Origin of the sequence: Streptomyces sp. NPDC060031, assembly GCF_042736805.1 — a bacterium.
In the GTDB taxonomy this organism is placed as follows: Bacteria; Actinomycetota; Actinomycetes; order Streptomycetales; family Streptomycetaceae; genus Streptomyces.
On sequence record NZ_JBHWVM010000027.1, the window covers coordinates 1 to 23,852 of the forward strand.

At 72.0% G+C, this 23,852-nt stretch carries 20 protein-coding genes and 1 tRNA gene; 10 read left to right on the forward strand and 11 right to left on the reverse strand.

The window, feature by feature from the left end; all coding sequences use genetic code 11:
• Positions 1–53 precede the first annotated feature (53 nt).
• Both ACFWB8_RS14855 and ACFWB8_RS14860 read right to left on the reverse strand, forming a co-directional pair.
• Positions 54–2,279: an SUKH-4 family immunity protein gene (locus tag ACFWB8_RS14855; protein WP_385225939.1), complete on the reverse strand. Its 2,226-nt coding sequence runs from the start codon at positions 2,277–2,279 to the stop codon at positions 54–56.
• A 7-nt stretch (positions 2,280–2,286) separates the two neighbouring features.
• Positions 2,287–3,303, reverse strand: coding sequence for an SMI1/KNR4 family protein (locus ACFWB8_RS14860; RefSeq protein ID WP_385225941.1), 1,017 nt, complete (start codon positions 3,301–3,303; stop codon positions 2,287–2,289).
• Between the two features lie 230 nt (positions 3,304–3,533).
• Between ACFWB8_RS14860 and ACFWB8_RS14865 the strand changes: the two genes are divergently transcribed.
• Positions 3,534–4,178, forward strand: coding sequence for a YwqJ-related putative deaminase (locus ACFWB8_RS14865; protein ID WP_385225943.1), 645 nt, complete (start codon positions 3,534–3,536; stop codon positions 4,176–4,178).
• A gap of 5 nt (positions 4,179–4,183) precedes the next feature.
• Complete coding sequence (locus tag ACFWB8_RS14870) at positions 4,184–4,693, forward strand: SUKH-3 domain-containing protein (RefSeq protein WP_385225945.1); 510 nt, start codon at positions 4,184–4,186, stop codon at positions 4,691–4,693.
• A 72-nt stretch (positions 4,694–4,765) separates the two neighbouring features.
• Here ACFWB8_RS14870 and ACFWB8_RS14875 read toward each other — a convergent pair whose 3' ends face one another.
• Positions 4,766–6,040 (reverse strand): histidine kinase, encoded by a 1,275-nt coding sequence (locus ACFWB8_RS14875; protein WP_385225947.1) that lies wholly within the window; start codon positions 6,038–6,040, stop codon positions 4,766–4,768.
• A 159-nt stretch (positions 6,041–6,199) separates the two neighbouring features.
• Between ACFWB8_RS14875 and ACFWB8_RS14880 the strand changes: the two genes are divergently transcribed.
• From ACFWB8_RS14880 to pth, 5 genes are all read left to right on the forward strand, one after another.
• Positions 6,200–6,271 (forward strand) — tRNA-Gln (locus tag ACFWB8_RS14880).
• A 147-nt stretch (positions 6,272–6,418) separates the two neighbouring features.
• A complete protein-coding gene (gene glmU / locus ACFWB8_RS14885; RefSeq protein ID WP_385225949.1) occupies positions 6,419–7,864 on the forward strand; it encodes a bifunctional UDP-N-acetylglucosamine diphosphorylase/glucosamine-1-phosphate N-acetyltransferase GlmU in 1,446 nt (481 codons plus the stop codon).
• Between the two features lie 132 nt (positions 7,865–7,996).
• Positions 7,997–8,974, forward strand: a complete 978-nt coding sequence (locus tag ACFWB8_RS14890) for a ribose-phosphate diphosphokinase (RefSeq protein WP_112451977.1) — start codon at positions 7,997–7,999, stop codon at positions 8,972–8,974.
• A gap of 196 nt (positions 8,975–9,170) precedes the next feature.
• On the forward strand, positions 9,171–9,752 hold the full coding sequence (locus tag ACFWB8_RS14895) for a 50S ribosomal protein L25/general stress protein Ctc (RefSeq protein ID WP_385225951.1): 582 nt from the start codon (positions 9,171–9,173) through the stop codon (positions 9,750–9,752).
• 91 nt (positions 9,753–9,843) lie between these two features.
• On the forward strand, positions 9,844–10,437 hold the full coding sequence (pth, locus tag ACFWB8_RS14900; RefSeq protein ID WP_385225953.1) for an aminoacyl-tRNA hydrolase: 594 nt from the start codon (positions 9,844–9,846) through the stop codon (positions 10,435–10,437).
• Positions 10,438–10,510: 73 nt separating this feature from the next.
• On the opposite strand, the gene ppc is transcribed toward pth, so the two are convergent.
• Positions 10,511–13,261: a phosphoenolpyruvate carboxylase gene (ppc, locus tag ACFWB8_RS14905; RefSeq protein WP_385225955.1), complete on the reverse strand. Its 2,751-nt coding sequence runs from the start codon at positions 13,259–13,261 to the stop codon at positions 10,511–10,513.
• Positions 13,262–13,573: 312 nt separating this feature from the next.
• Between ppc and ACFWB8_RS14910 the strand changes: the two genes are divergently transcribed.
• Together ACFWB8_RS14910 and ACFWB8_RS14915 are read left to right on the forward strand one after the other, a co-directional pair.
• Positions 13,574–14,560 carry an acyl-CoA desaturase gene (locus tag ACFWB8_RS14910; RefSeq protein WP_385225957.1) on the forward strand — a complete coding sequence of 329 codons (987 nt, stop codon included), beginning with the start codon at positions 13,574–13,576 and terminating at the stop codon, positions 14,558–14,560.
• Complete coding sequence (locus ACFWB8_RS14915) at positions 14,557–15,231, forward strand: TetR family transcriptional regulator (protein WP_385225959.1); 675 nt, start codon at positions 14,557–14,559, stop codon at positions 15,229–15,231. Before ACFWB8_RS14910 ends, ACFWB8_RS14915 begins: the two co-directional genes overlap by 4 nt.
• 117 nt (positions 15,232–15,348) lie before the next feature.
• On the opposite strand, the gene ACFWB8_RS14920 is transcribed toward ACFWB8_RS14915, so the two are convergent.
• Both ACFWB8_RS14920 and ACFWB8_RS14925 read right to left on the reverse strand, forming a co-directional pair.
• A complete protein-coding gene (locus ACFWB8_RS14920; protein ID WP_385226078.1) occupies positions 15,349–15,714 on the reverse strand; it encodes a VOC family protein in 366 nt (121 codons plus the stop codon).
• Positions 15,715–15,716: 2 nt separating this feature from the next.
• On the reverse strand, positions 15,717–16,574 hold the full coding sequence (locus ACFWB8_RS14925; protein WP_385225961.1) for a trans-aconitate 2-methyltransferase: 858 nt from the start codon (positions 16,572–16,574) through the stop codon (positions 15,717–15,719).
• Between the two features lie 161 nt (positions 16,575–16,735).
• Here ACFWB8_RS14925 and ACFWB8_RS14930 point away from each other — a divergent pair, with 161 nt between their 5' ends.
• Positions 16,736–17,233: a MarR family winged helix-turn-helix transcriptional regulator gene (locus ACFWB8_RS14930; protein ID WP_385225963.1), complete on the forward strand. Its 498-nt coding sequence runs from the start codon at positions 16,736–16,738 to the stop codon at positions 17,231–17,233.
• On the opposite strand, the gene ACFWB8_RS14935 is transcribed toward ACFWB8_RS14930, so the two are convergent.
• The 5 genes from ACFWB8_RS14935 to ACFWB8_RS14955 form a co-directional block, all read right to left on the reverse strand.
• Positions 17,192–17,968, reverse strand: coding sequence for a LuxR C-terminal-related transcriptional regulator (locus ACFWB8_RS14935; protein WP_385225965.1), 777 nt, complete (start codon positions 17,966–17,968; stop codon positions 17,192–17,194). The genes ACFWB8_RS14930 and ACFWB8_RS14935 overlap by 42 nt on opposite strands.
• 489 nt (positions 17,969–18,457) lie before the next feature.
• A complete protein-coding gene (gene galE / locus ACFWB8_RS14940) occupies positions 18,458–19,417 on the reverse strand; it encodes a UDP-glucose 4-epimerase GalE (RefSeq protein WP_385225967.1) in 960 nt (319 codons plus the stop codon).
• An 83-nt stretch (positions 19,418–19,500) separates the two neighbouring features.
• On the reverse strand, positions 19,501–20,187 hold the full coding sequence (locus ACFWB8_RS14945) for a response regulator transcription factor (RefSeq protein ID WP_385226080.1): 687 nt from the start codon (positions 20,185–20,187) through the stop codon (positions 19,501–19,503).
• 128 nt (positions 20,188–20,315) lie between these two features.
• Positions 20,316–22,049 (reverse strand): PQQ-binding-like beta-propeller repeat protein, encoded by a 1,734-nt coding sequence (locus tag ACFWB8_RS14950; protein ID WP_385225969.1) that lies wholly within the window; start codon positions 22,047–22,049, stop codon positions 20,316–20,318.
• 40 nt (positions 22,050–22,089) lie between these two features.
• Positions 22,090–23,748 (reverse strand): PQQ-binding-like beta-propeller repeat protein, encoded by a 1,659-nt coding sequence (locus tag ACFWB8_RS14955; RefSeq protein ID WP_385225971.1) that lies wholly within the window; start codon positions 23,746–23,748, stop codon positions 22,090–22,092.
• Positions 23,749–23,852 lie beyond the last annotated feature (104 nt).

Below are 23,852 nucleotides of genomic sequence, written 5' to 3' on the forward strand. Positions count from 1 at the left end.
CCGTTCGAGGGTCCCGGCCCGGCCACCCGGCCGATCATCCGTTCAGCCGGTGATCAGAGCAGTCCGTCCCACATCTGCTCCAGCAGCACCGACCACCAGTTCTCCGCGGAGGCCAGCGCCGCACTGTCCAGCCCCGCCAGATTCGCCTGGAAATCGACGGTCCAGCGGCCCGCCTGCTCCGGCGTCAGGTGCTGGCGCAGCCGCCACATGTGACCCAGCATCGCCAGGCACCGTACGAACTGCGGCAGGCTGGAGTTCACGAACTGCGGCGGCACGGACGCCCCGCCCGGACCGCCCTCCACCGGCACCGCGACGATGTGCGCGGTGCCGTACTGCACGCACAGCGCCCTGCCGAAGTCGCTGCCCACCACCAGGTAGGAACCGGCGTCCGACGAAGGCTGCACCTGCCGCTGCGCCGCCAGCTCGGCCAGCGTCGGAAGCGGCGCACCCGGCACCGCCTGCGCCCAGAAGAACGGCCCGAAATCGACGGGCAGACCCGACCACATCAGCGTCTGCGCCACGATCTCCGGCACGCCCTGGCGGGACACCGCTCGCGGCTCGAAGCGGAACACGCCCTGCGGGCCGAACGCTCCCGCCAGTTCCTGCGCGATGGCGTCCAGCGGGATCGCCGGCTGGAGCGGGACCTGCGGCAGCGGCGCCCGTACCGGCGCGGGGCGCGCCGGGCCGTCCGCGACCTGGTGCAGCTCGCCCTGGTGGGTCAGCAGGTGCCGCATGCCCTGCTGGCGGCCCGTGTGGTCCGTCCCGTACGGGGCCACGCTCGTGATCCGGACCTGGGGCCAGGTCTCCCGGATCATGCGGGCGCAGTAACCGCCGGGCAGCTCGCACGACTCCAGTTCCGTGTGCAGCTCCAGCACCTGCTGCGGCGGCACGTTCATCGCGCGCAGCTCGTGCAGGATCTGCCACTCCGGGTGCGGGGTGCCGGGCGCCGAGCGGCGGATGAGCTGCTGCTCGGAGCCGTCCGGGGCGCGGTAGCGGAGCACGGCCTGGTAGCCGGGACCGACGGTGGGCACCCCGGGGGCCGGGGGCGCCTGCGGCCCCGGGTGCGGCTGGGGCTGCTGCGGCGCGGGGCCGGGCGGACCGGGCGGACCGGGCGGCTGCGGTACGCCGGGACCCGCCAGCATCGTGGCGGCATGGTGCGCACCCCCGCCGGGGGCTCCGGGCGGACCGGGAGGCGTCGGAGCCCCGGGCGGACCCGGAGGCGCGGGCGGCTGCCCGACGGCCGGACCGGCGAGCATCGTCGCGGCATGGTCGAGCCCACCACCGGGCGCGCCGGGGGCTCCGGGCGGACCGGGAGGCGTGGCCAGTGGCCCCGCGCCGGGCAGGCCGGGAGCGCCGGGAACCCCGGGCGGGCCCGGCGGGGTCGGCGGGGTCGGCGGCTGTGCGGCCGGCCCCGGGCGGTTGACCCGGGCCTTGCTGGTCGGGGCGTCGGCGATGTCACTGCTCAGGGCCGGCGCGACAGCGGTCTTCGGCAGCTGGCTGCCGCCCGCCATCAGGGTCGTCTTCGCCTCGGGGGCCACCCCGGGGCGCGGCGCGTCCTCCAGGTCCGAACCGGACAGCGGCGGCGCGAACACCGTCGCCGGCAGCGGTACGGACGCGTCGTCCGAACCGGAGTTCACATCGGTCCCGGCCCACGGCGTGGCCCCGGCCGGCACACCGTCGTTGGCGGTCGGCTCGTACGGGATCTCGCCCCCGCGCCGCAGCGGCACGGGAGCCGGCCCGGCATCGAACGGCTCGGGCGCCTCGACGTCAGCGGCGACCGCGGCGGCGGCAGCAGCCGGAGCGGGGGCCGGAGCTTCCACCACCGGTTCCGGCTCCGGAACCGCAACCGCGACCGGCTCCGGCGCGGGGGCCGCCGCAGGCACCGGCGCCGGCGCCGCCGGGATCCCGGCCCGGTCCGCGGCCTCCTGCAGCCACTCCGGCGGGCTCAGCATGAACGAGGTCTGCTCCGAGTCGATCCGCGGCGGCGGAACCGAGGCTTCCGAAGCCGCGGCCACGGACGACGCCCCGTACTCCTCCTCGTACCGGCGGATCACCTCACCCACCGGCAGCCCCGGCCACAGCGTCACCTCCCCGCTGTCGCGCGCGATGACCAGCCGCTGCCGGCCGCCGCCCGAGACGGGCGCCGCCGCGCGGTCCTCGGCCCACACCACGAACCCGAGCCCGAACTCCCGTACCCGCACCTCACGGTGCTGATAGGCGGGCACGTCCCCGTTGATCCACTCCTCGGCGCGCTCCTGCGCCTGCGCAAACGTCACCATCGCGCCGTCACCCTTCCACCGGCGTCGCCGCCGGCCCCGAACCGGCGCCGGTCACCACCGGAACCGAACGCGCGAATCCGCCGTCCACCATCAGACCGGCCACCGTCTCCAGCTCCGGCGGATTGCCGGCCAGCCGCTCCAGAAAGGCGTCGAAATCCGTACCGCACGGCAGCAACAGCCGCTCCACACGCTCCTGGACCGACCATCCGTCCCGGTCGCGCGCGTCGTCGTACGGGGACAGCCAGACCGAGCCGATGCCCTCGCCCCTCACCTTGACCGCGAGCAGCCCGCCCTGGGCGAAGGCCACGCACAGGTAGTCCTTAGTCAAGTGGTCGCGCAGGCACTTGTTGACGTACACGAGGTCGTTGACCGCCGCCTCCTCGCGGACCGTGAAGAACGGCTGGTCCACCAGCAGCCCCAGGTCCACGTCGAGGCCGGCGCCCACCGGCGCGCAGCCGCCCGCCGCCTTCAGGAACGAGCGGTACGCCTCCGGCAGCCGGTAGCCGAGGTCCTCCTCGATGCCCTGCACCTGCTGCTCGGACACCGAGACCACCGACTTCGGCAGCCCCATGTGCACCGGGCGCAGCTCCTGCAATGCCCGCGTGCCGCGCTTGTCGTGGTCCACCGGCGCCGTCGCCAGTCCCGCGTGGTGCCGCAGCAGGGCCTTCACCTCGACCGGGACGAGCTCCATCCGGCGGCTGCCGGCCACGTGGTGCCAGGTCCAGCCGTGCGGGGTCGCCACCGGGCCGACCGTGTCCCACAGTTCGTGGCCGACGGCCTGCATGGCGGCGTTCGCGGAGACGTAGTCCGTCAGCCGCAGCTCGTCCACGCCGAAGCCCTCCGGCGGATCCGCGATCTCCACCGCAGCGCGGGCGTACGGGGAGAAGTCGGGATGCCCGCCCCCGTCGATGCGTACTCCGTGGGGATGCCGAGCGGCCCGGACGGGGTCCGGGAAATGCACGACCTGCCCCGAGTAAGCGGCGTTGGGTGGCGCGGCCTGCTGCCCGAGCCGACCTGTCGTCATGGCGGTAGCCCCCTGCTGGATCTGGCTGGTTCGAGACAGCCTATGTGCTTCGGCAAGAGCGTCACCCGCCTGCGGGGCGGGCACCGGCCGAGCGGCCGGGAAGATCCGAATTGATACGAATATTCGACCCCGCTTCCACACGACAGGGGACATTTGACAGGCTGTCCCCGCAGCACGGGGGCGTGCGCGACAGCGGCCACCACCGCGGCCACGGGAGGGAAAGCGCAACCATGCACAACACGGCAACACGCACAGAACCGGCTGACCCCGCTTCAGGCGCCGCGGGAGCCGAAGGGGCCGCGACGGCCCCGGGCTCCCCGGGCCCCGCGGGACACCTCGCAGGACACCCGGGTCCCGCAGGCCCGCCGGGAATCACCGGCACCGACGGCGCGGCCGCCGGCGACCCCCGCCTGCGCTGGAGCAGCCCGGACGGCCGCCCCGTCGCGCCCGCCCTGCGGTTCCGCCGCGACGGCATCCTCCCCACGGTCGCCGCCGCGCTCTCCGTACGCGGCGAGACCCTCACCGGCACCGCCGGCAAGGCCGACCAGCCGCCCGTGCTCCACCCCCTGGTGCAGGACTTCCTCGACACCCTCACCAGCGGCCAGCGCGAACGCTTCACCGGCCGATGTCCGGAGGCGATACTGCTCTCCCGCCACCTCGCCGCCGTCGAGGGCGCCCGCAGCAAGCGCGCGTCCCGCAAGCCGCTCACCCCGAGCGAGGCGCGCCGCTCCCTGAAGCACGCCAAGATCACCGCCCGCCGCATCCGCGAGGACGGCGACCCGCTGCACGGCAGCTACGCACCGCCGTGCCGCTCCTGCGACCCCCTCCTCGCCCACTTCGGCGTACGCCCCGTCGACCTCACCCATTCCGAGTAGCCGCCATGACCGCCACCTCAGCCTCCTACGACCGCTCCTCGACGACCCGTTTCCCGGTCGCCGTGGACTCCGCCCTGCGCACCGCCGGCTGGGAGCCCGGCCGCTGGGACATCAAGCAGGCCGAGTACTGGGCCGACGCGCTGCGCGACCACACCACCCGGGCCGGGCACCGGCACACCGTCTTCCCCGCCGCCGTCGAGGCGTGGGCCGAATTCGGCGGCCTGACGGTCACCGCCCCCGGTCCGGGCCGCCAGATAGCCCCGGCGGCTGTGCGGCTGGACCCCCTGACCGGGCTGCACCTGGCCCGTACCTTCGCCGATCTCGGGCGCGCGCTGTCCACGCAGCTGTGTCCGCTGGGCGTCGAGGCCGACGGGGGCTCGCACCTGGCGCTGGACCGCGAGGGCCGCGTCTACGGCATCGACCACACCGGCGACTGGTACCTGGGCGGAAGCCTGGACGAGGCCCTCACCCTCCTCCTGACGGGCCTCCAGCCCATCCGCCTCACGACGTCCTGACGGTGCGGCGCCGCTCCCGGGGGCCGGCCCCCGGGAGTCCGGGGCGGAGCCCCGGCAGCGGCGCCGGGCCGCCTACCGGACCGGGAGCACCGCCGAGACCCTGAACCCGCCCTCGTCGGTGTGACCCGACACGAAGACCCCACCCAGCCCGAGCACCCGCTCCCGCATCCCGACGAGCCCATTGCCACCGCTCGGCAGCCCCGGCTCATCGGCCTTGCCGTCGCACGGCCCGTTCTCCACCTGCATGGCCACTTCCCCGTCGCGATGGGCCAGGCGTACGACGACCTTCGCGCCCGGCGCGTGCTTGTGGCAGTTGGTCAGCGCCTCCTGCACGACGCGGTACGCCGTCTGCTGCACCTCCGCCGGGTAGCCGGCGGCCGGCCCCGCCCCGGCCCCCGCGCCCCGGACGTCCAGCTCCACGGCCATCCCGGCGGCCCTGGACTGCCCGACCAGCGCCTCCAGCTCCTCCAGCGACGGCCCGTCCTCGAAACTCCCGACGAGCGCCAAGGGCGCCACCATCGCGGGCACCGGTCTGGGCGACTCGGCGCGCAGCACCCCGAGCATCTCCCGGAGCTCCGTCAGCGCCTGGCGCCCCATGTCACCCACCAGCGCGGCGTTCTTCATCGCCTTCACCGGGTCCTTGGCGGCCACCGCCTGCAGGGCCGCCGCGTGCACCACCATCAGCGACACCCGGTGTGCCACGACGTCGTGCATCTCGCGCGCGATCCGGGTGCGTTCCTCCGTACGGGCCCACTCGGCCCGCTCCTCGGCCCGGTCCGCCAGCAGCGACAGCTCCCGCTCCAGCGAGTCCGCCCGCTCCTGCAGGCTCTCCATCAACCGCCGCCGGGCCCCTATGTACAGGCCGAGCAGCACCGGCGGCACGGTCAGCGCCACCGCCACGAAGCCGGAGAGCACGATGACGAGCGTGCGGTCGGCCTCCACGTCCCCCTGGGTCCGCATGTACATCACCACGAACGTCGCGGCCAGCGACATCGCGGTGAGGATCGCGGTGATCCGCCGGGGCACCTCGGAGGTGGCGAGGGTGTACAGCCCCACCACGCCCAGCAGGAACCCCATGGCGGCCGGCGACACCGCGATGCTGATGAGCACCACGGCGATCGGCCAGCGCCGCCGCAGCACGAGCGCGGCCCCGACCACGATCCCGAACAGCACCCCGACGGCCACGGGCACCCCGGCCTCGTGGGCGAACGACACCCCCTCGAAGGCGCACTCGACGGCGGACACCCCGCCGAGCCCCACATCCAGTGCGGCTCCCCGCCGCCTCTCCCACCACAACGGCCCGTCCCGCTCTGCCGCCCCGTCCTGTTCTTCCCCCGTACCGGTCATGCCGTCCAGCCTACGGGCGCCCTCCCTTTCGGCTCCGGCATTACTTGTCCTCGAAACGGCTCGGCCGAGTGCCGTCGCGGTGAGGGCAGGTGGTACGGCATAGTAGGGACGGCCAGCTTGATCGGTCTCGCGAAATGTCCGATTAGGCGATATCCGCTATCCCCTGTGGTGTAATTGGCAGCACTGAGGCTTTTGGTGCCTTATGTTCGGGTTCGAGTCCTGACAGGGGAGCTTCTCAAGAATTCGGGTCCTGACCACCGGTCGGGACCCTTTCTCATGCGCTCTCCCCGCCCGGCACGGCCACGGCCGCCAGTCCGGGGGCACTTCGGGCACCGGTATCCTTCACGGGTCCACCACCCGAAGCCGAAGGGCACACCCGTGAGCGCCAACCGCCCGGCAGCCGTCGTCGTACTCGCAGCGGGTGAAGGCACCCGCATGAAGTCGGCCACACCCAAGGTTCTGCACGAGATCAGCGGGCGCTCGCTCGTCGGTCACGTCGTCGCCGCCTCCCGTGAGCTGGACCCCGCCCACCTCGTCGTCGTCGTCGGACACGCCCGCGAGCAGGTCACCCTGCACCTCGCCGGGACCGACGCCGACGTCCGCACCGCCGTCCAGCACGAGCAGAACGGCACCGGCCACGCCGTCCGCATGGCGCTCGAAGAGCTCGGCGGCACCGTCGAAGGCACCGTCGTGGTCGTCTGCGGCGACACCCCGCTGCTCACCGGCGAGACCCTCGGCTCCCTCGTCGCCACGCACGGCGCCGACGGCAACGCCGTCACCGTGCTCACCGCCGAGGTGCCGGACTCCACCGGGTACGGACGCATCATCCGCGCCGCCGACGGGGCGGTCACCGCCATCGTCGAGCACAAGGACGCCACCGACGCCCAGCGCGCCATCCGCGAGATCAACTCCGGCGTCTTCGCCTTCGACGGCGCCCTGCTGACCGAGGCGCTCGGCAAGGTCCGCACCGACAACAGCCAGGGCGAGGAGTACCTCACCGACGTACTCGGCATCCTGCGCGAGGCCGGCCACCGCGTCGGCGCGGCCGTCGGCGCCGACCACCGCCAGATCCTCGGCATCAACAACCGCGTCCAGCTCGCCGAGGCCCGCGCGCTGCTCAACGCACGCCTGCTGGAGCGCGCCATGCTCGCCGGCGTGACGATCATCGACCCGGCCAGCACCCTCGTCGACGTCACGGTCACCTTCGGCCAGGACGCCGTCGTCCACCCGGGCACCCAGCTCCTCGGCACCACCCACATCGGCGAAGGGGCCGAGGTCGGCCCGAACAGCCGCCTGAAGGACACCCGCGTCGGGCCGCGCGCCACCGTGGTCAACACGGTGGCCGACAACGCCGTGGTCGGCGAGTCGGCGACCGTCGGGCCCTTCGCGTACCTGCGCCCGGGGACGAACCTCGGCGCCAAGTCCAAGGCCGGCACGTACGTGGAGATGAAGAACGCGACGATCGGCGAGGGCACCAAGGTGCCCCACCTGTCGTACGTGGGCGACGCGACGATCGGCGAGTACACGAACATCGGCGCCGCGAGCGTCTTCGTGAACTACGACGGCGAGCACAAGCACCACACCACCGTCGGATCACACTGCAAGACGGGCTCGGACAACATGTTTGTGGCTCCCGTCACCATCGGGGACGGCGCCTACACGGCCGCCGGTTCGGTGATCACGAAGGATGTGCCCGCCGGCGCGCTGGCCGTGGCCCGTGGCCAGCAGCGGAATATCGAGGGCTGGGTGGCCCGCAAGCGTCCGGGAAGTGCCGCCGCGACAGCGGCTCAGTCGGCGGCCTCGGAGGACTCCGACCAGCGCTGAGGTGAACTGACCGGAAACGGGTGCGTCGGAGACGGCGTACCGTGATAGTGCACGCAATTCGGCTGGCTCACCGTGTGCGGGACGGACGCACATGGGGGCGAGCAGCTTTCCCACGTCTGAGGAGACAGTGCTGTGACCGGGATCAAGACGACCGGCGAGAAGAAGCTCATGCTCTTCTCCGGCCGCGCCCACCCCGAGCTGGCCGAGGAGGTCGCACACCAGCTGGGAGTCGGCCTCGTGCCGACCAAGGCTTTCGACTTCGCGAACGGTGAGATCTACGTCCGCTTCCAGGAGTCGGCTCGTGGCGCGGACTGCTTCCTGATCCAGAGCCACACGGCTCCGATCAACAAGTGGATCATGGAGCAGCTGATCATGATCGACGCGCTCAAGCGCGCGTCGGCACGCTCCATCACCGTGATCGTCCCGTCCTACGGGTACGCCCGTCAGGACAAGAAGCACAAGGGCCGCGAGCCGATCTCGGCGCGCCTGGTCGCCGACCTGCTCAAGACCGCGGGCGCCGACCGCATCCTGACGGTCGACCTGCACACCGACCAGATCCAGGGTTTCTTCGACGGCCCGGTCGACCACCTCTCCGCCCTGTCGGTCCTCGCGGACTACGTGGGCGCCAAGGTGGACCGCTCCAAGCTGACGATCGTCTCCCCGGACGCCGGCCGCGTGCGCGTGGCCGACCGCTGGTGCGACCGCCTGGACGCGCCGCTGGCCATCGTGCACAAGCGCCGTGACAAGGACGTCGCCAATCAGGTGACCGTCCACGAGGTCGTCGGTGAGGTCAAGGGCCGCGTCTGCGTCCTGGTCGACGACATGATCGACACGGGTGGCACCATCTGCGCCGCCGCCGACGCGCTCTTCGCGCACGGCGCGGAGGACGTCATCGTGACGGCCACGCACGGCATCCTGTCGGGCCCGGCGGCCGACCGCCTGAAGAACTCCAAGGTCAGCGAGTTCGTCTTCACGAACACCCTGCCGGACCCGTCCGACCTTGAACTCGACAAGATCACGGTCCTGTCGATCGCCCCGATGATCGCCCGCGCGGTGCGCGAGGTCTTCGAGGACGGCTCCGTCACCAGCCTCTTCGAAGAGCAGCAGTAACGAAGAGCGGCAGTAACAGGGACCACAGAAGATCCTTTTGAGGTACGGCCTCCCCGCCGGGTAGACTCTGCGAGTTGCTCGGCGAGGGAGGCCGTACCTTTTGGGGTACCGGCTCTCCGTTATCGACGCGCTCTTCGTAGCAGGCCGTTCCGGCCGGGTGACTCGTCCGATTTCCGTCACCCCACGAGGAGTGAGCATGTCCGAGGTCAAGCTTTCCGCCCAGCTCCGCACCAGCTTCGGCAAGGGCTCCGCCCGCCAGGCCCGTCGCGACGCGCTGGTTCCCGGCGTCATCTACGGCCACGGCAACGACCCGAAGCACGTCAACGTCGAGGGCCACGGCCTGCAGCTGGCGCTCCGCACCCCCAACGTCCTGATCTCCCTGGACATCGAGGGCGCCGGCACCGAGCTGGTCATCCCGAAGGCCGTGCAGAAGCACCCCCTGAAGCGCTCGATCTCCCACGTCGACTACCTGATCGTCAAGAAGGGCGAGAAGGTCACCGTCGACGTCGCGATCGTCACCGAGGGCGACCTGGCCGCCGGCGGCAACATGCTGGAGACCCTCCAGAACACCATCTCCGTCGAGGCCGAGGCCACCCACATCCCGACCGAGGTCACCGTCTCCATCGCGGGCCTCCAGGCCGGCGACACCATCCACGCCAAGGACCTGGTCCTGCCGGCCGGCACCACGCTGGCCGTCGACGGTGACATCGCCGTCCTGCAGGTCGTCGCCCCGCAGGCCGAGGAGCCGGCCGCCGAGGCCGAGGGCACCGAGGCCTGAGCCTCGCCCTTCCCCCTCAGCACTTGCTGACCGACCGCCGTCCGGCTCCACTGGAGCGGGACGGCGGTCGTTCTCGTATAAGGAGCTTTTGATGTCGGACGACGCGGCGGCGCCCTGGCTGGTCGTCGGCCTCGGTAACCCCGGGCCGGAGTACGCGGGCAACCGCCACAACATCGGGTTCATGGTGGCCGACCTCCTGGCGGACCGGATGCGCGGGAAGTTCAAGGCGCACAAGGCCCGCGCCCAGGTGGTCGAGGGCCGCATCGGCCCGCCCGGCCCCGCGAACCGCAGGGTGGTGCTGGCCAAGCCCATGTCGTTCATGAACCTGTCCGGCGGCCCCGTGACGGCGCTGCGGGACTTCTACAAGGTGCCGCTGGAGCGGATCGTCGCGGTCCACGACGAGCTGGACATCGACTACCCGACGCTGCGCCTGAAGCTGGGCGGCGGGGACAACGGCCACAACGGCCTGAAGTCGATGACGAAGTCGATGGGCCCGGACTACCACCGGGTCCGCTGCGGCATCGGCCGCCCGCCGGGGCGCATGCAGGTCGCCGACTTCGTGCTGAAAGACTTCTCCTCCACGGAGCGCAAGGAACTCGACTGGTTCGTGGACCGCACCGCCGACGCGGTGGAATGCCTGATCGCCGAGGGCCTGGAGCGCGCCCAGTCGGCGTACAACTCCTGAGAGCGCCTCCACAGGGGTCCACGGGAAGAGCCCCGCACCGTCCCGGTGCGGGGCTCTTCCCGTACGGGCCCGCTCAGCCGGTGTTGCGCAGGCCGGCCGCGACTCCGTTGACCGTGAGGAGCAGGGCGCGGGAGAGGATCGGGTCCACTTCCTCGCCGGCCTCGGCCGCCGCGCGCTGGCGGGCCAGCAGGGACACCTGGAGGTAGGAGATCGGGTCCAGGTAGGCGTCGCGGACGGAGAAGGTCTGCTGGAGCACCGGGTTGGAGTCCAGGAGCCGCTCGCCGCCGGTGATCCGCAGGACCTCGCGCACGGTCAGCTCGTGCTCGGCCTCGATCCGGGCGAAGACGTGCTTGAGGTGCTCGGGCACGAGGGTGTCGACGTAGTGGCGGGCGATCCGCAGGTCCGTCTTGGCCAGCGTCATCTCGACGTTGGACAGGAAGTTGCGGAAGAAGTGCCAGCGCTTGCCCATCTCGGCGAGCGCGTCGCCCTGGCCGGCCTCGCGCAGGGCCTTCAGCCCCGAGCCGACCCCGTACCAGCCGGGGACGATCTGGCGGGACTGGGTCCAGCCGAACACCCACGGGATGGCGCGCAGGCCGTCGAGGCCCGCGCCGGAGTCGGGGCGGCGCGAGGGGCGCGAGCCCAGGTGCAGGTCGGCGAGCTGGTCGACCGGGGTCGCGGCGAAGAAGTACGCCGGCAGGTCCGGGTCCTCGACGAGCGCCCGGTACGCGCCGTGCGCGGCGTCGGAGACGATGTCCATCGCCGCGTCCCAGCGGGCCAGCGCGTCCTCGGACTGGCGCGGGGAGGTGTGCAGGGCCGAGGCCTGCAGGGTCGCCGCGACGGTCAGTTCGAGGTTCTCGCGGGCCAGCGAGGGGACGAGGTACTTGTCGGAGATGACCTCGCCCTGCTCGGTGACCTTGATCTCGCCCTCCAGGGTGCCCCAGGGCTGGGCGAGGATCGCGTCGTGCGAGGGGCCGCCACCGCGGCCGACGGTGCCGCCGCGGCCGTGGAAGAGCCGCAGCCGCACCCCGTAGCGGTGGGCGACGTCGCGCAGCCGGCGCTGGGCGCGGTGGATCTCCCACTGGGAGGTGGTGATGCCGCCGAACTTGGAGGAGTCGGAGTAACCGAGCATGACCTCCTGGACGTCGCCGCGCAGCGAGACCAGCCGCCGGTAGGACGGGTCGGCCAGCATCTCGTCGAGGATGACGTCGGCGGCGCGCAGCTCGTCGGTGGTCTCCAGGAGCGGGACGATGCCGATCTTGGCCCAGCCGGCGTGCAGGTCGAGCAGCCCGGCCTCGCGGGCGAGTACGGCCGCGGCGAAGACGTCGTCGGCGCCCTGGCACATCGAGATGATGTAGGACTCGATGACCTCGGGGCCGAACTTCTCGAAGGCGTCCTTGATGGCGCCGAAGACACCGAGGGTCTTCTGCCCGGCGGCGTCGAGGGGGGCAGGGGTGGGGGCCAGCGGGCGGCGCGAGCGCAGTTCCTTGGCCAGGAGCTTGCCCCGGTAGTCGCGCGGCATGTCGGCGTAGCGCCAGGACTCCTCGCCGAGCCGGTCGAAGAGCTGGCCCAGCGCGTGGTGGTGGGCGTCCGCGTGCTCGCGTACGTCCATGGTCGCGAGCTGGAGGCCGAAGGCGGCCAGCGTGCGGATCGTACGGTCCATGCGGCCGTCGGCGAAGAGCGCGCCGCGGTGCTCGCGCAGCGAGGTCTGGATGAGGGTGAGGTCGGCGAGCAGCTCGGCGGTGCCGAGGTAGTCGCGGCCCTCTTCGTGGGGGATGCCCTTGGCGAGGCGCTCGCGGGTGTTGACGAGCTTCTGCCGGATGCAGGTGGCCTTGAGGCGGTACGGCTCCTCGGCGTTCAGCCGCTTGTAGCGCGGGCTGATCTCGGGGAGGCGTTCCAGGTCGGCCTGGAGGGAGGAGAGGAGTTCCTCGGTGGCTCCGGTGTAGCGGATGGAGTTCGACAGCAGCCCGCGCAGGAAGTCGACGAGTTCGAGGGCGTCGGTGATGCCGTGCTCGTGCTGGAGGATCAGCACGTCCCGGGTGACGTCGGGGGTGACGTTGGGGTTGCCGTCGCGGTCGCCGCCGATCCAGGTGCCGAAGGTGAGCGGACGGGTGCCCGGGGGCAGCTCCACGCCGACGCGCTGGAGCTCGGCGGCCAGGTCCTCCAGGACGTCGCCGACGGCGCCGGCGTGCAGCTCGTCGAGGTAGTAGATGGCGTTGCGGGCCTCGTCGGCGGGCTCGGGGCGGACCACGCGCAGCTCGTCGGTCTGCCAGACGAGGTCGATGTTCTCGGCCAGGCGCAGGTCGTGGCGGCGGCGCTCGCCGGCTCCCGCGACGGGCTCCTCCAGCAGGGCGGCGATGCGGCGCAGCTTGTTCAGGACGCTGCGGCGGGCCGCCTCGGTGGGGTGCGCGGTGAAGACGGGGCGGACGTTGAGGTTGCGGACCGTCGCGCGCAGGTGCTCGGGATCGGCGTCCTTGAGCATGTCGGCGGTGCGGGCGAGGAGACCGCCCTCGGCGGCGCGGTGGGCGCGCAGCTCCTTGCCGCGGTGCACCTGCTCGGTGACGTTGGCGAGGTGGAAGTAGGTGGAGAAGGCGCGCACCAGCTTGGCGGCGGTCTCCAGATCGGTGTCGCCGAGCAGCGCGGCGGCGGCTTCGCCGTCGGTGCGGGTCAAGGCGCGCACTTGTTCGACGAGGTCGAGGAGTTCCTGGCCCTCCTGGCGTACGAGGGTCTCGCCGAGGAGATCGCCTAGGCGGCGGATGTCCGCGCGCAGCTCTGCGTTCGCGGCGGCTTCCGTGGTGCGGGCGGGGGCCTGGTCAGCACTGCTCACAGGTGCGGCTCCTTGCAGTGTTCGAGCGCTACTGGGAGGTGGGCTCCCGGGATGCGCGCGGCCGTGGCCGATCCTGATGCGCAGCTCGGGCTGCCCGTGCGGACCGCGCTGTCCGACGACACCAGGATAGGTGTCCCGCCCTCGTGCCTCGGTATACGTGTCACCAGGCGGGACGGGGAACCGCTCGGCGGGGGTCCCGGGCGAGCTCCTCTTGCCGCGGGGCTGAGCTTTGCCATACTTACGTCGCCGTAGGTTACGGGTCCGTAGGGACCGTGATGCGACACCTGCCGACCTCACCCCCAGGGGACATCCATGACCACCAGCCCCGATGTGATCGAGGGCGCCACGCCCTCCGATACGTCCGAGCCGTCCGAGCCGTCCGCGACACTCGGCGGCGAGAGCAAGCGGTCCGTCGAGCAGATCGCGCTCCTGCTCTTCATCACCGTTCCCTTCCTGGCACTGCTGGCGGCGATCCCGCTGGCCTGGGACTGGGGGGTGAGCTGGCTGGATCTCGGCCTGATGGTGTTCATGTACTTCCTGGCCTGCCACGGCATCACCATCGGCTTCCACCGCTACTTCACGCACGGCTCCTTCAAGGCGAAGCGGCCGCTTCGGATCACGCTGGCCGTGATGGGCTCGATGGCGGTCGAGGGTCCGCTGGTGCGCTGGGTGGCCGACCACCGCAAGCACCACAAGTACTCCGACCACGAGGGCGACCCGCACTCGCCGTGGCGCTTCGGGGAGACCCTGCCGGCGCTGATGAAGGGCCTGTGGTGGGCGCACATCGGCTGGCTCTTCGACGAGGAGCAGACCGATCAGCAGAAGTACGCCCCGGACCTGATCAAGGACCCGGCGATCCGTCGGATCTCGCGTGACTTCATCTTCTGGACGATGCTCTCGCTGGCGATCCCGCCGCTGGTGGGCGGCCTGGTGACGATGTCCTGGTGGGGCGCGTTCACGGCGTTCTTCTGGGGCTCCCTGGTACGGGTCGCGCTGCTGCACCACGTGACGTGGTCCATCAACTCGATCTGCCACGCGGTGGGCAAGCGCCCCTTCAAGTCCCGCGACCGCTCGGGCAACGTCTGGTGGCTCGCGGTGCTCTCCTGCGGGGAGTCCTGGCACAACCTGCACCACTCCGACCCGACCTCGGCCCGCCACGGCGTGCTGCGCGGCCAGGTCGACTCCAGCGCGCGGCTGATCCGCTGGTTCGAGCAGGCCGGCTGGGCCTCGGACGTGCGCTGGCCCTCCGAGGCCCGCCTCGACGCCCGGCGCAGGGAAAACGAGTCGAACGCGGCATGATGGGGGGCGTGGCGATCGACGGCAGTACCTCCAGCAGCGACAAGCCCAAGCGCGGCCGCCGGGTCCGGATGACGGGCGCGGAGCGGCGTCAGCAACTGCTGGACATCGGTCGGACCCTGTTCGCGGAGAAGGGTTTCGAAGGCACCTCGGTGGAGGAGATCGCGGCGAAGGCCGGGGTGTCCAAGCCGGTGGTGTACGAGCACTTCGGGGGCAAGGAAGGCCTGTACGCGGTCGTCGTGGACCGGGAGATGCGCCAGCTGCTCGACGGGGTGACGGGCGCACTGACGGCCGGGCACCCGCGGGAGCTGCTGGAGCAGGCGGCGTTCGCGCTGCTGGACTACATCGAGTCGTACACGGACGGCTTCCGGATCCTCGTGCGGGACTCCCCCGTGGCCCAGTCCACGGGCACCTTCGCCTCGCTGATCAGCGATATCGCCACGCAGGTCGAGGACATCCTGGGCCTGGAGTTCAAGGCGCGCGGTTTCGACCCGAAGCTGGCCCCGCTCTACGCGCAGGCGCTGGTCGGGATGGTCGCGCTGACCGGGCAGTGGTGGCTGGACGTGCGCCGGCCGAAGAAGGCCGAAGTCGCGGCGCACCTGGTGAACCTGGCCTGGCACGGGCTGGACGGGCTGGAGTCCAAGCCGCGGCTGGTGGGCCACCGCAAGAGCTGAGCCCCGTACGCGAAGGCGTGCACACGACGGCGCCCCGTCACCGCGGATCCGGTGGCGGGGCGCCGTCGCGTCACATGCGGCTCAGGCGGCTCAGGCGGCTCAGGCGGCTCAGGCGATTCATGTCGTGAAGGGTTCCAAAAACTCGAGCCGGTTGCCCACGGGGTCCTCGGAGTAGAAACGGCGGTGGCCCGGCAGGTCGGCGTCCCAGACGACCTTCGCGCCCCGCTCCTCCAGTCGTCTCGCGTAGGCCTCGATGCCGGTCACCCGAAGCCCCGGGTGCGCCTTGCGGGCGGGCCGGAACTCCTCCTCGACGCCCAGGTGCAGCTGCACCGGCCCGGCGGCGAACCAGCACCCGCCGCGCGCCGCGAGGACGGGCGGCTTCGGGATCTCGGTCATGCCGAGGACGTCCTGGTAGTACGCGCGCAGCCGGTCCTCCGAGCCCGGTGGCGCGGCGAGCTGCACGTGGTCGACGGCGCTGAGCACGGTCATGCCTCCTTGCGGGCGACGGCGAAGATGCGGCGGAACGGAAACACGGTGCCCCGCGGCCCGGCCGGGTAGGCCCCGCGCAGCAGGTCCCGGTACTCGGCGAGGAAGGCGTCGACGGACTCCCGGTCGTCCCCCAGGGCTGTGAGCACCGGCCGCAGTGCGGTGCCCTTGACCCAGTCCAGCACCGGGTCGGGGCCGTCGAGGAGCTGGTGGTACGTCGTCTCCCACGCCTCGACCGCGCAGCCGAGCTCGGTCAACCGCTCCAGGTACTCGGCGGCTTCGAGGAAGTGGACGTAGCGCGCCCCGTGCCCGGAGAGCCGCGCCCGCCAGCGCGGGGTGTCGCAGAGGTCGGCGAGGAGCCGGTGGCTGGGGGCGGTGTAGTTGCCCGGGATCTGGAAGGCGAAGGTCCCGCCGGGGCGCAGCCCGTTGATCCAGGCGGCGAAGGAGCCGGGGTGGTTGGGGACCCACTGGAGGGCGGCGTTGGAGACGATCAGGTCGTAGGGCTCCTCGGGGAGCCAGTCGGCCAGGTCTCCCGGGCGGAAGTCGAGGCTGCCGCCCGCGCGCGTGGGGCCTGCGTGCTCCGCGTCCGCGCGGTGGAGCATCTCCGGGGAGAGGTCGAAGCCGGTGATGCGGGCCTCGGGCCAGCGGTCTGCGAGCAGGGTGGTGACGTTGCCGGGGCCGCAGCCGAGGTCGGCGATGCGGGCGGGCCGGGCGGGCAGCTCCGGTATGCGGGCCAGGAGGTCCAGGAAGGGCCGGGTTCGGTGGCCGGCGTGTCGGAGGTACTGCTGCGGGTCCCAGGTCGGTGCGGACGGTGCGGTGGAGGTGGCGATCCTGGCCGAGGCGGTATCGGAATGCATGTTCGAGCCTCCTTGCTGGTGGGGCAGTCGGAAACGGAAGCCGTTCCGGCCACCTCCATGCCCCATGGTCGCCCAGAATATATCTTGACGTCAAGAAACATCAGCACGAGATTCTTGATGTGAAGAGACTTCACATCGACAGACCCCTTACACTGATCGGCATGGAGGACGAGGTCGACCGACTGGTCGCGGCATGGCGGCGGGAACGCCCTGACCTCGACGTGGAACCGCTCGAGGTACTGAGCCGCGTCAGCAGGCTCGCGCGCCACCTCGACCGCGCGCGCAGACTGGCCTTCGCCGAGCACGGCCTGGAGCCTTGGGAGTTCGACGTCCTGACCTCCCTGCGACGTGCCGGGGCACCGTACCAGCTCTCGCCGGGACAGCTGCTGACGCAGACCCTGGTCACCTCGGGCACCATGACCAATCGCATCGACCGCCTTGCCAAGAAGGGCCTCGTCGAACGGCTGCCCGACCCCAGCGACCGCCGCGGGGTCCTGGTGCGGCTCACCCCCGAGGGCCGCGACCGCGCCGACCAGGCACTGGCCGGGCTGCTGGCCCAGGAACGGGCGATCCTGGCCCAGCTCTCGCGGACCGAGCGCGGCGATCTGGCCGCGCTGCTACGCCAGTTGACCGCTCCGTTCGACAACGTCCCCGGCTAGGTCCGCGGGCCGTACGCCGGCCCGCCGGGCCAGTGCCACCGCCGCCAGGGTGGAGTGCACGCCGAGCTTGCCCAGCACGTTCTGCATGTGGGTGCGGACGGTGTGCGGGGACAGGAACAGCCGCGCGGCCACGTCCTTGCGGCCCAGCCCCGCCACCATGCAGCGCAGCACCTCGTGTTCGCGCGGGGTGAGGGACTCCACGAGCCGTTCGCTGTCCGTACGGTGCTTGCGCGCCGCCGTCAGCTCCCGGAGCACTCCGGTGAGCAGCGCGGGCGGCAGGTGCGTCTCCTCACGCAGGACCCCGCGGACGACCGCCAGCAGCCGGGAGAGCGAGCAGTCCTTCGCCACCCACCCGGAGGCTCCCGCCTGGAGGGCGAGGGCGGCCCGGCGCGGGTCGTCGCGCTCGGCCAGGACGACCGTGCGGACCCCGGGGTGGGACACCCGTACGCCCGCCACCAGTGCGATGCCGTCGGAGCCGGGCGGTGGCCCGGCGCCCGGGCCGGAGCCGGATTCCCGCTGCGCGGGCACGGCGCCGACGACCGCGCCGAGGTCGGCGTCGACCAGCAGGACGTCGAAGCGGCGGCCCTCGGCCGCCGCGCGTTCGAGGCAGCGCAGCGCGGCGGGGCCGCTGCCGGCCGCGGACACGTCCACGTCCGGCTCGGCCGCCAGTGCGGCGGCCAGGGATTCGGCGAAGATGCGGTGATCGTCGACCACGAGAACACGGATACGAACCACAAAACCCCCAAGGGTCGGGGAACGGACGGCGGCGGGTACGGCGCCCGGACCGGGTGGCCCACAGCTGCCGCGGCCGCCGCCGAGACATCTCTGCAACTACCCCGGACCGGACGTCGTACCCGACTTGTCTCGACCCCTGAATCAACACCGGCCCCCACCGGTGTCACGCATCAGCGTAGGGCCGGGGGCCGCTCGCGGTTGGCCGAATAGCAGAAGTTTTCCACGCGATTTTCCGGCGGGGCGGTCTCGAACGGCCTTTGCGGTGGCTCGAATTCGACTGTCCGGAAGGCCCGGAAGGGGGGTTCCGGGAGGGCCTGTGCCACGGGCAGTTGCACGGTGGGCATTTCACTCGGCGTGCGCACGCCGGGCGCCCGCGCACAGCGCCCCCCGACGGCGCGCACCGCAGACACACGCGCCCCCGGCGCCGAGGTGGCGCCGGGGGCGGATGGAACGCGGAGCGGTGCGCGCGGGCGCGACGGTCGCGAGCGGTCAGGAGCGGTGCGTGCGCGCGAAGTTCCAGGCGTCCGTCACGATGCCGGTGAGGTCGGAGCGGGCCGGGCTCCAGCCGAGCTTCTCGCGGGCCGTCTCCGCGGAGGCGACGAGCACCGCCGGGTCGCCGGGGCGGCGCGGGGAGACGATCTCCGGGATCTCCCGCCCCGTGACCTTGCGGACGGTCTCGATGACCTCCCGGACCGAGAAACCGCTGCCGTTGCCGAGGTTGCAGATCAGGTGCTCCCCCTCGGCGGCCACCCGCAGCGCGTCCAGGTGGGCCCGCGCCAGGTCGGCCACGTGGATGTAGTCGCGGACGCAGGTGCCGTCCGGGGTCGGGTAGTCCTCGCCGAACACCGAGATGGACTCCCGCTCCCCCAGCGCCACCTGCAGCACCAGCGGGATCAGGTGCGTCTCGGGGTCGTGCCGCTCGCCGTACTGGCCGTACGCGCCCGCCACGTTGAAGTAGCGCAGGGACACCGCCGCCAGGCCGTGTGCCGCGCACTCCCCCGCGATCATGTGGTCGACGGCCAGCTTCGAGGCCCCGTACGGGTTGGAGGGCGCGGTCACCGAGGCCTCGGTGAGCAGCTCCTCGACCGGCTCCCCGTAGGTGGCGGCGGTGGAGGAGAACACCAGCTTGCGCACCCCCGCCCCGCGCATCGCGGTGAGCAGGGCCAGGGTGCCGCCGACGTTGTTGTCCCAGTACTTGCCGGGGTTCGCCACGGACTCGGCGACCTGCGAGGAGGCCGCGAAGTGCAGTACCGCGTCGTAGGAGGAGTCCAGGTACTCGGCCGCGTCCTGGATCCGGGCGTTGATGAACTCGGCGCCCTCGGGCAGCCCCGACCGGAAACCGGTGGTGAGGTTGTCCACGATCGTGACCTCGTGGCCCGCCTCCAGGAGGTGCGCCGCGACGACGCTGCCCACATAGCCGGCGCCGCCGGTCACCAGGTATTTGCTCAACGGTCCATTACCTCTCGCGCGGGGGCGCGCGCGATTGCGCGTGCTGACACTGGATACCTGATTCCGCCCCGCCGGGGAAATCCTCAGAGCTGCGCGACCCCGGACGGCAGCCCCGCCCGGTCCAGCAGGCCGGTGCGCGCGGCCAGTGCGGCCGCCTCCAGCCGCGAGCCCACGCCCAGCTTCATCAGCACCCGCTGCACGTGCGTACGGGCGGTGCTCGGCGCGATCGCCATCCCGGCGGCGATGAGCCGGGTGTCCTCGCCCTCCGCGACCCGGACCAGCACCTCGACCTCCCGCGGGGTGAGCAGCCGCAGCAGTCTGCTGCCCTCGTCGTCGGGCTGGGCGGCGGGGTTGAGCAGCTCGGCGAAGGCCCCTTGCAGCAGCTGCGGGGAGATCGCGACCTCGCCGGCCCGCGCCTTGGCCAGCGCCCGCTCCACGCCCTCGATGCGCTCGTCGTGCCGTACGTAGCCCGAGGCGCCGGCGGCGAAGGCCGCCGCGATCCCGCGCGGGCTCGGCACCGGGCCGAGCACGACCACGGCGATCTGCGGGCGTTCCCGCTTGATCCGCACGATCGGCTCGAAGACCCCGGGCTCGGCGGGGGTCGCCGTGCCCAGGAGGCAGACCTCCGGGGCGCGGCTGATGACCAGTTCGGCGGCGCCCGCGGCCGGGGCTGCCGCCGCGAGGACCCGGTGGCCGCGCAGTTTCAGGGCCGAGGCGAGCGCCTCGGCCAGCAGCCGGTGCTCGTCGACCACCATGACCCGTACGCCCATCGCGCCACCCACCCCCCACCCTTCTGACCCGGCAAGCTACACGCTTGTTCGACGGCGCGAGGCGGATACCGAAGAGAAGCCCCCGATCGGTACGGACCGTTCGGGGGCTTCGGGTGTGGCTGCGCCGGTCAGCTGGCGGTGAAGGAGACGAAGAGGTACTCGGGATCGCCGTTGTCGTAGGAGGACTTGCGCACCGAGGGACGCGAGATGAACAGCTTTCCGTTGTGGTAGCGGTACTCCGCGCCCTCCGGCGGGTACTGGGTCTCGGCGCGCTGGGACGCCTTGTCCGCCGGGTTCTCCATGAGGAGGGTCTCCTTCATCGTCGCCGTGTCGATGGTGACGATCTGACCGCCCTTGTCGTACGGGGGGATCTTGTACGCGATGATGTTCGACCCGTCCATCCGCAGCGGCATGATCTCGTACCGCTCACCGGCGTCCGCGCGGTCGCTGGTCTGCTTGCCGGTCTCCAGGTCGAAGGAGACGATCTCGTTGGTCTTGCCGACCTCCGCCGTGCCCTGGTGCTCGTACGACGGCATGTAGATCTTGCCGTTGCCGACCACCATGTTGACGCACTTCTCGACCTCGGTGCCCCCGCACTTGGGGTTGAAGTTGCCCGAGGTCAGCGGGATGCGCGCCTTCAGCTGGCCCGCGTCGTCGAGGACGAAGAGGTCGCTGACGCCGGTGGCGTTCTTGGCCGTGTTGTTGATGTTGGCCGAGACGATCAGCGGCTTGGTCGAGACGATGCTCGCCCACTCGATGCCCTGCGAGAGCTTGTACGAGAACTTCGGCGCGCCCGAGACCGGGTCGAGCGCCTGCGCGTACAGGGTCTGGTTCGGGATGCGGCCGCACTTGCGGATCACGGCGAGGGCCGGGCCGCCGGCGTAGCCGAGGTCGTAGCAGCCCTCGCCGTCGACCTTGGGCGTCCACAGCGGCTTGCCGTCGGCGAGGTTCCAGGCCGCGCCGCCGTAGAGGCCGCCCGCGGCGACGGTCTGGCCGCTGAGGGTCACCTCGGAGAAGACCACGGCCTTGTCGCCGCTGGTCTGGGACTTGGCGGTGGCGGACCACAGGAGCTTGCCGGTGTTCAGGTCGATGACGCCGACCTGGGTGCACTGCGGGTACTTCCGGTCGGCCGTCGGCAGCGCCTCGTCGAACATGATGGCGGTCTTGTTGTCGGAGACGTACGAGGTCGCCGCGCAGATGTTGGCCGGGAGCGGCGTCTCCCACTTCTTGCCGCCGTCGACCAGGTTGTAGCCGACGACCTTCGTCACATCGGACTTGATGTAAGTGGTGTCGGTGATCCAGGAGCCGCGGACGGTGACCATGTCGTCCGGCTTGGGCATCGCGAGGTTGAGCAGCGTCTTCGACTTGGTGCTCTTCGGCGGCTTCTCGCTGCCGACCGCGCCGGCCGGGGACTTGCCCTTGTCACCGCCCGGGGAGGTGCTCGGACCGCCGTCGGCGGTGGTGTTCGAAGCGCCGCCCTTGCCGTCGTCGGAGACGTACCAGAAGCCGCCGCCGACGATGAGGACGATGGCCAGCAGGGCCGCTCCGACGATCATCAGCTGGGTGCGCACCGCGTTGCCGCCGGCCGCGGAGCCCGCGGCCGGGGCCTGGGCCGCGTACATGGGCGTGGTCTGCGCGCCGTACGGCGACTGGGCGCCGGGCTGCTGCGGGTAGCCGTAGCTCGCCTGCGGGTAGCCGTACGCGGCCTGCCCGGGGGCGGTCGGCGGCTGCGCCGGGGCGGCCGGGGGCTGCGCCGGCGGCTGCGGGGCCGTCGGCGGCACGGGCGGTACGGACGGCCGGGGGTCTTGCGGCGCGCCGAAACCGCCGGACGGCGGCTGGCTGGGGGGCGGCGGGGTGCTCATCGTGTACTGCTGCCTCTCGGTGGGCGCTCGGTGGACTCGTTCACTTGCCGAAGACCATCAGGAACTTCTCGTCCTTGCCCTGGGCGCGCAGGCTGGAGGCGGAGAGGAAGAACCGGCCGTCCGCGTAGTCGATCCTCGGGGAGCTGAAGGAGCTCTCGATCGGAGCGGCGGGGCCGGACGGGTTGCGCAGGACCGCGGTGGGAGTGCCGCCGCCGGCCGGAATGGTGAGGACCTCGCCGCCCTTGTCGTCCTCGGCCTGGCGGTAGACGACCACCTGGCCGCCGGCGGCCTTGACCGGAACGAAGGTGCGGCCCTCGCCCGCCGGGGTGCGCCACTTCTCCTTGCCGCTGCCCAGGTCGAAGGCGACGAGCTCGTTGCCCTTGCCCGCGTCGGGCGCGGTGGGCAGGTAAAGGGTGTTGGAGTCCACGGAGGCGGAGCCGCAGGACTGGAGGGACCGCTCGAAGCCGCGCCCGCAGCTCGCCGCGAAGCTGCCCTGGCCGGCGACGGTCGCGCGCGGCTTGCCGTCGGGGCCCAGGACGATGATCGAGCGTTCCTTCTTCTCGTCGTTGCCGATGTCGAGGACGATCGGGTCCAGCCCGTACACGGTGGTGACCTTGAAGCCCTTGGGGAGCCGGTAGCTCCAGGTCTTCTTCCCGGTGACCGGGTCGGCGTCCTGGACCTCGACGGTGTGGTCCCCGTCCTGGCAGGTCGCCACCGCGATCACCTTGCCGTTGCCGGCGGCGTAGTCGTCGGGCTGGCAGCCGTCGGGCTGCTTGGAGGAGAAGAGCTTGTCGCCGGTGGAGACCTTGAACGCGCTGCTCTGCCCCAGCCGGTTGACGACGACCGTGTCACCGGTGATGGCGAGGTTCGGGGAGGTGAAGATGTCGAAGAGGCCCTCCTTGGGCACCTCGTGCGACCAGCCCTCCTTGCCCGTCTTGAGGTCGACCATCCGCATCTGGTTGCAGTGGGCGGAGTCGGACTCTCCGTCCTTGTACATGACGACGGTCTTGCCGTCGGCGGTGGTCTGGCCGGTGACGGCGCAGACGACCGCCGGGAAGGCCAGCGTCCAGCTCTCCTTGCCGTCGGCCGCCGCGTAGCCGGTGAGGGACTTCCAGACCGACTTGACGACGGTGCCGCCGACGATCCACTGGCCCGTGGCGTCGACGCCCGCGCCGGGTCCGTCGATCTTGCTGGTCTTGAGCCAGAGGACCTTGTCCTCGCCCTGCTTGCGGCCGGCGTTGAGGTCACTCGGCGTACCCCCGCCGTTGCCGCTGCCGTCGCCGCTGTCCACGGAGGCGGAGGCGGAGGGCTTGTCGTCGGCGGGCGTCGAGCCCTGCGCGACGGGCTGGTCCGTGCCCTTGCCCTCGCCCTCGAAGAAGGCGAAGTACGCGCCGGTGCCGAGGACGAGCACGCCGGCGACGGCGGCCGCGATCAGCACGGTCGCCCGCTTCCTCGACGGCGGCGGCATCCCGGGGGCGCCCATCGGCATGCCGGGCGGCATGTGCGGGGGCGGCGGCGGGAAGCCGTAGGCGCCGCCCGGGGGCTGCTGACCGTACGGCGGCTGCTGCTGGGGCTGCTGGGCGTACGGGTTCTGGCCGGTGGGCGGCGGGTAGCCGTAACCGGGCTGCGGCGGACCGGGCAGGTGCCCGTAACCGGAAGGCGTCGGCGGCTGGTTCGGCGGCTGGGGCGGCTCGGTCATCAGCGCTAACCTTCGGCGTCGGGTGGTGGGGGGATGACCTTTCTATCACTGACGGCGCGCATACAACGGGCCGGTCCGCCCCCTGTTCCCAAGGGAGGACCGGC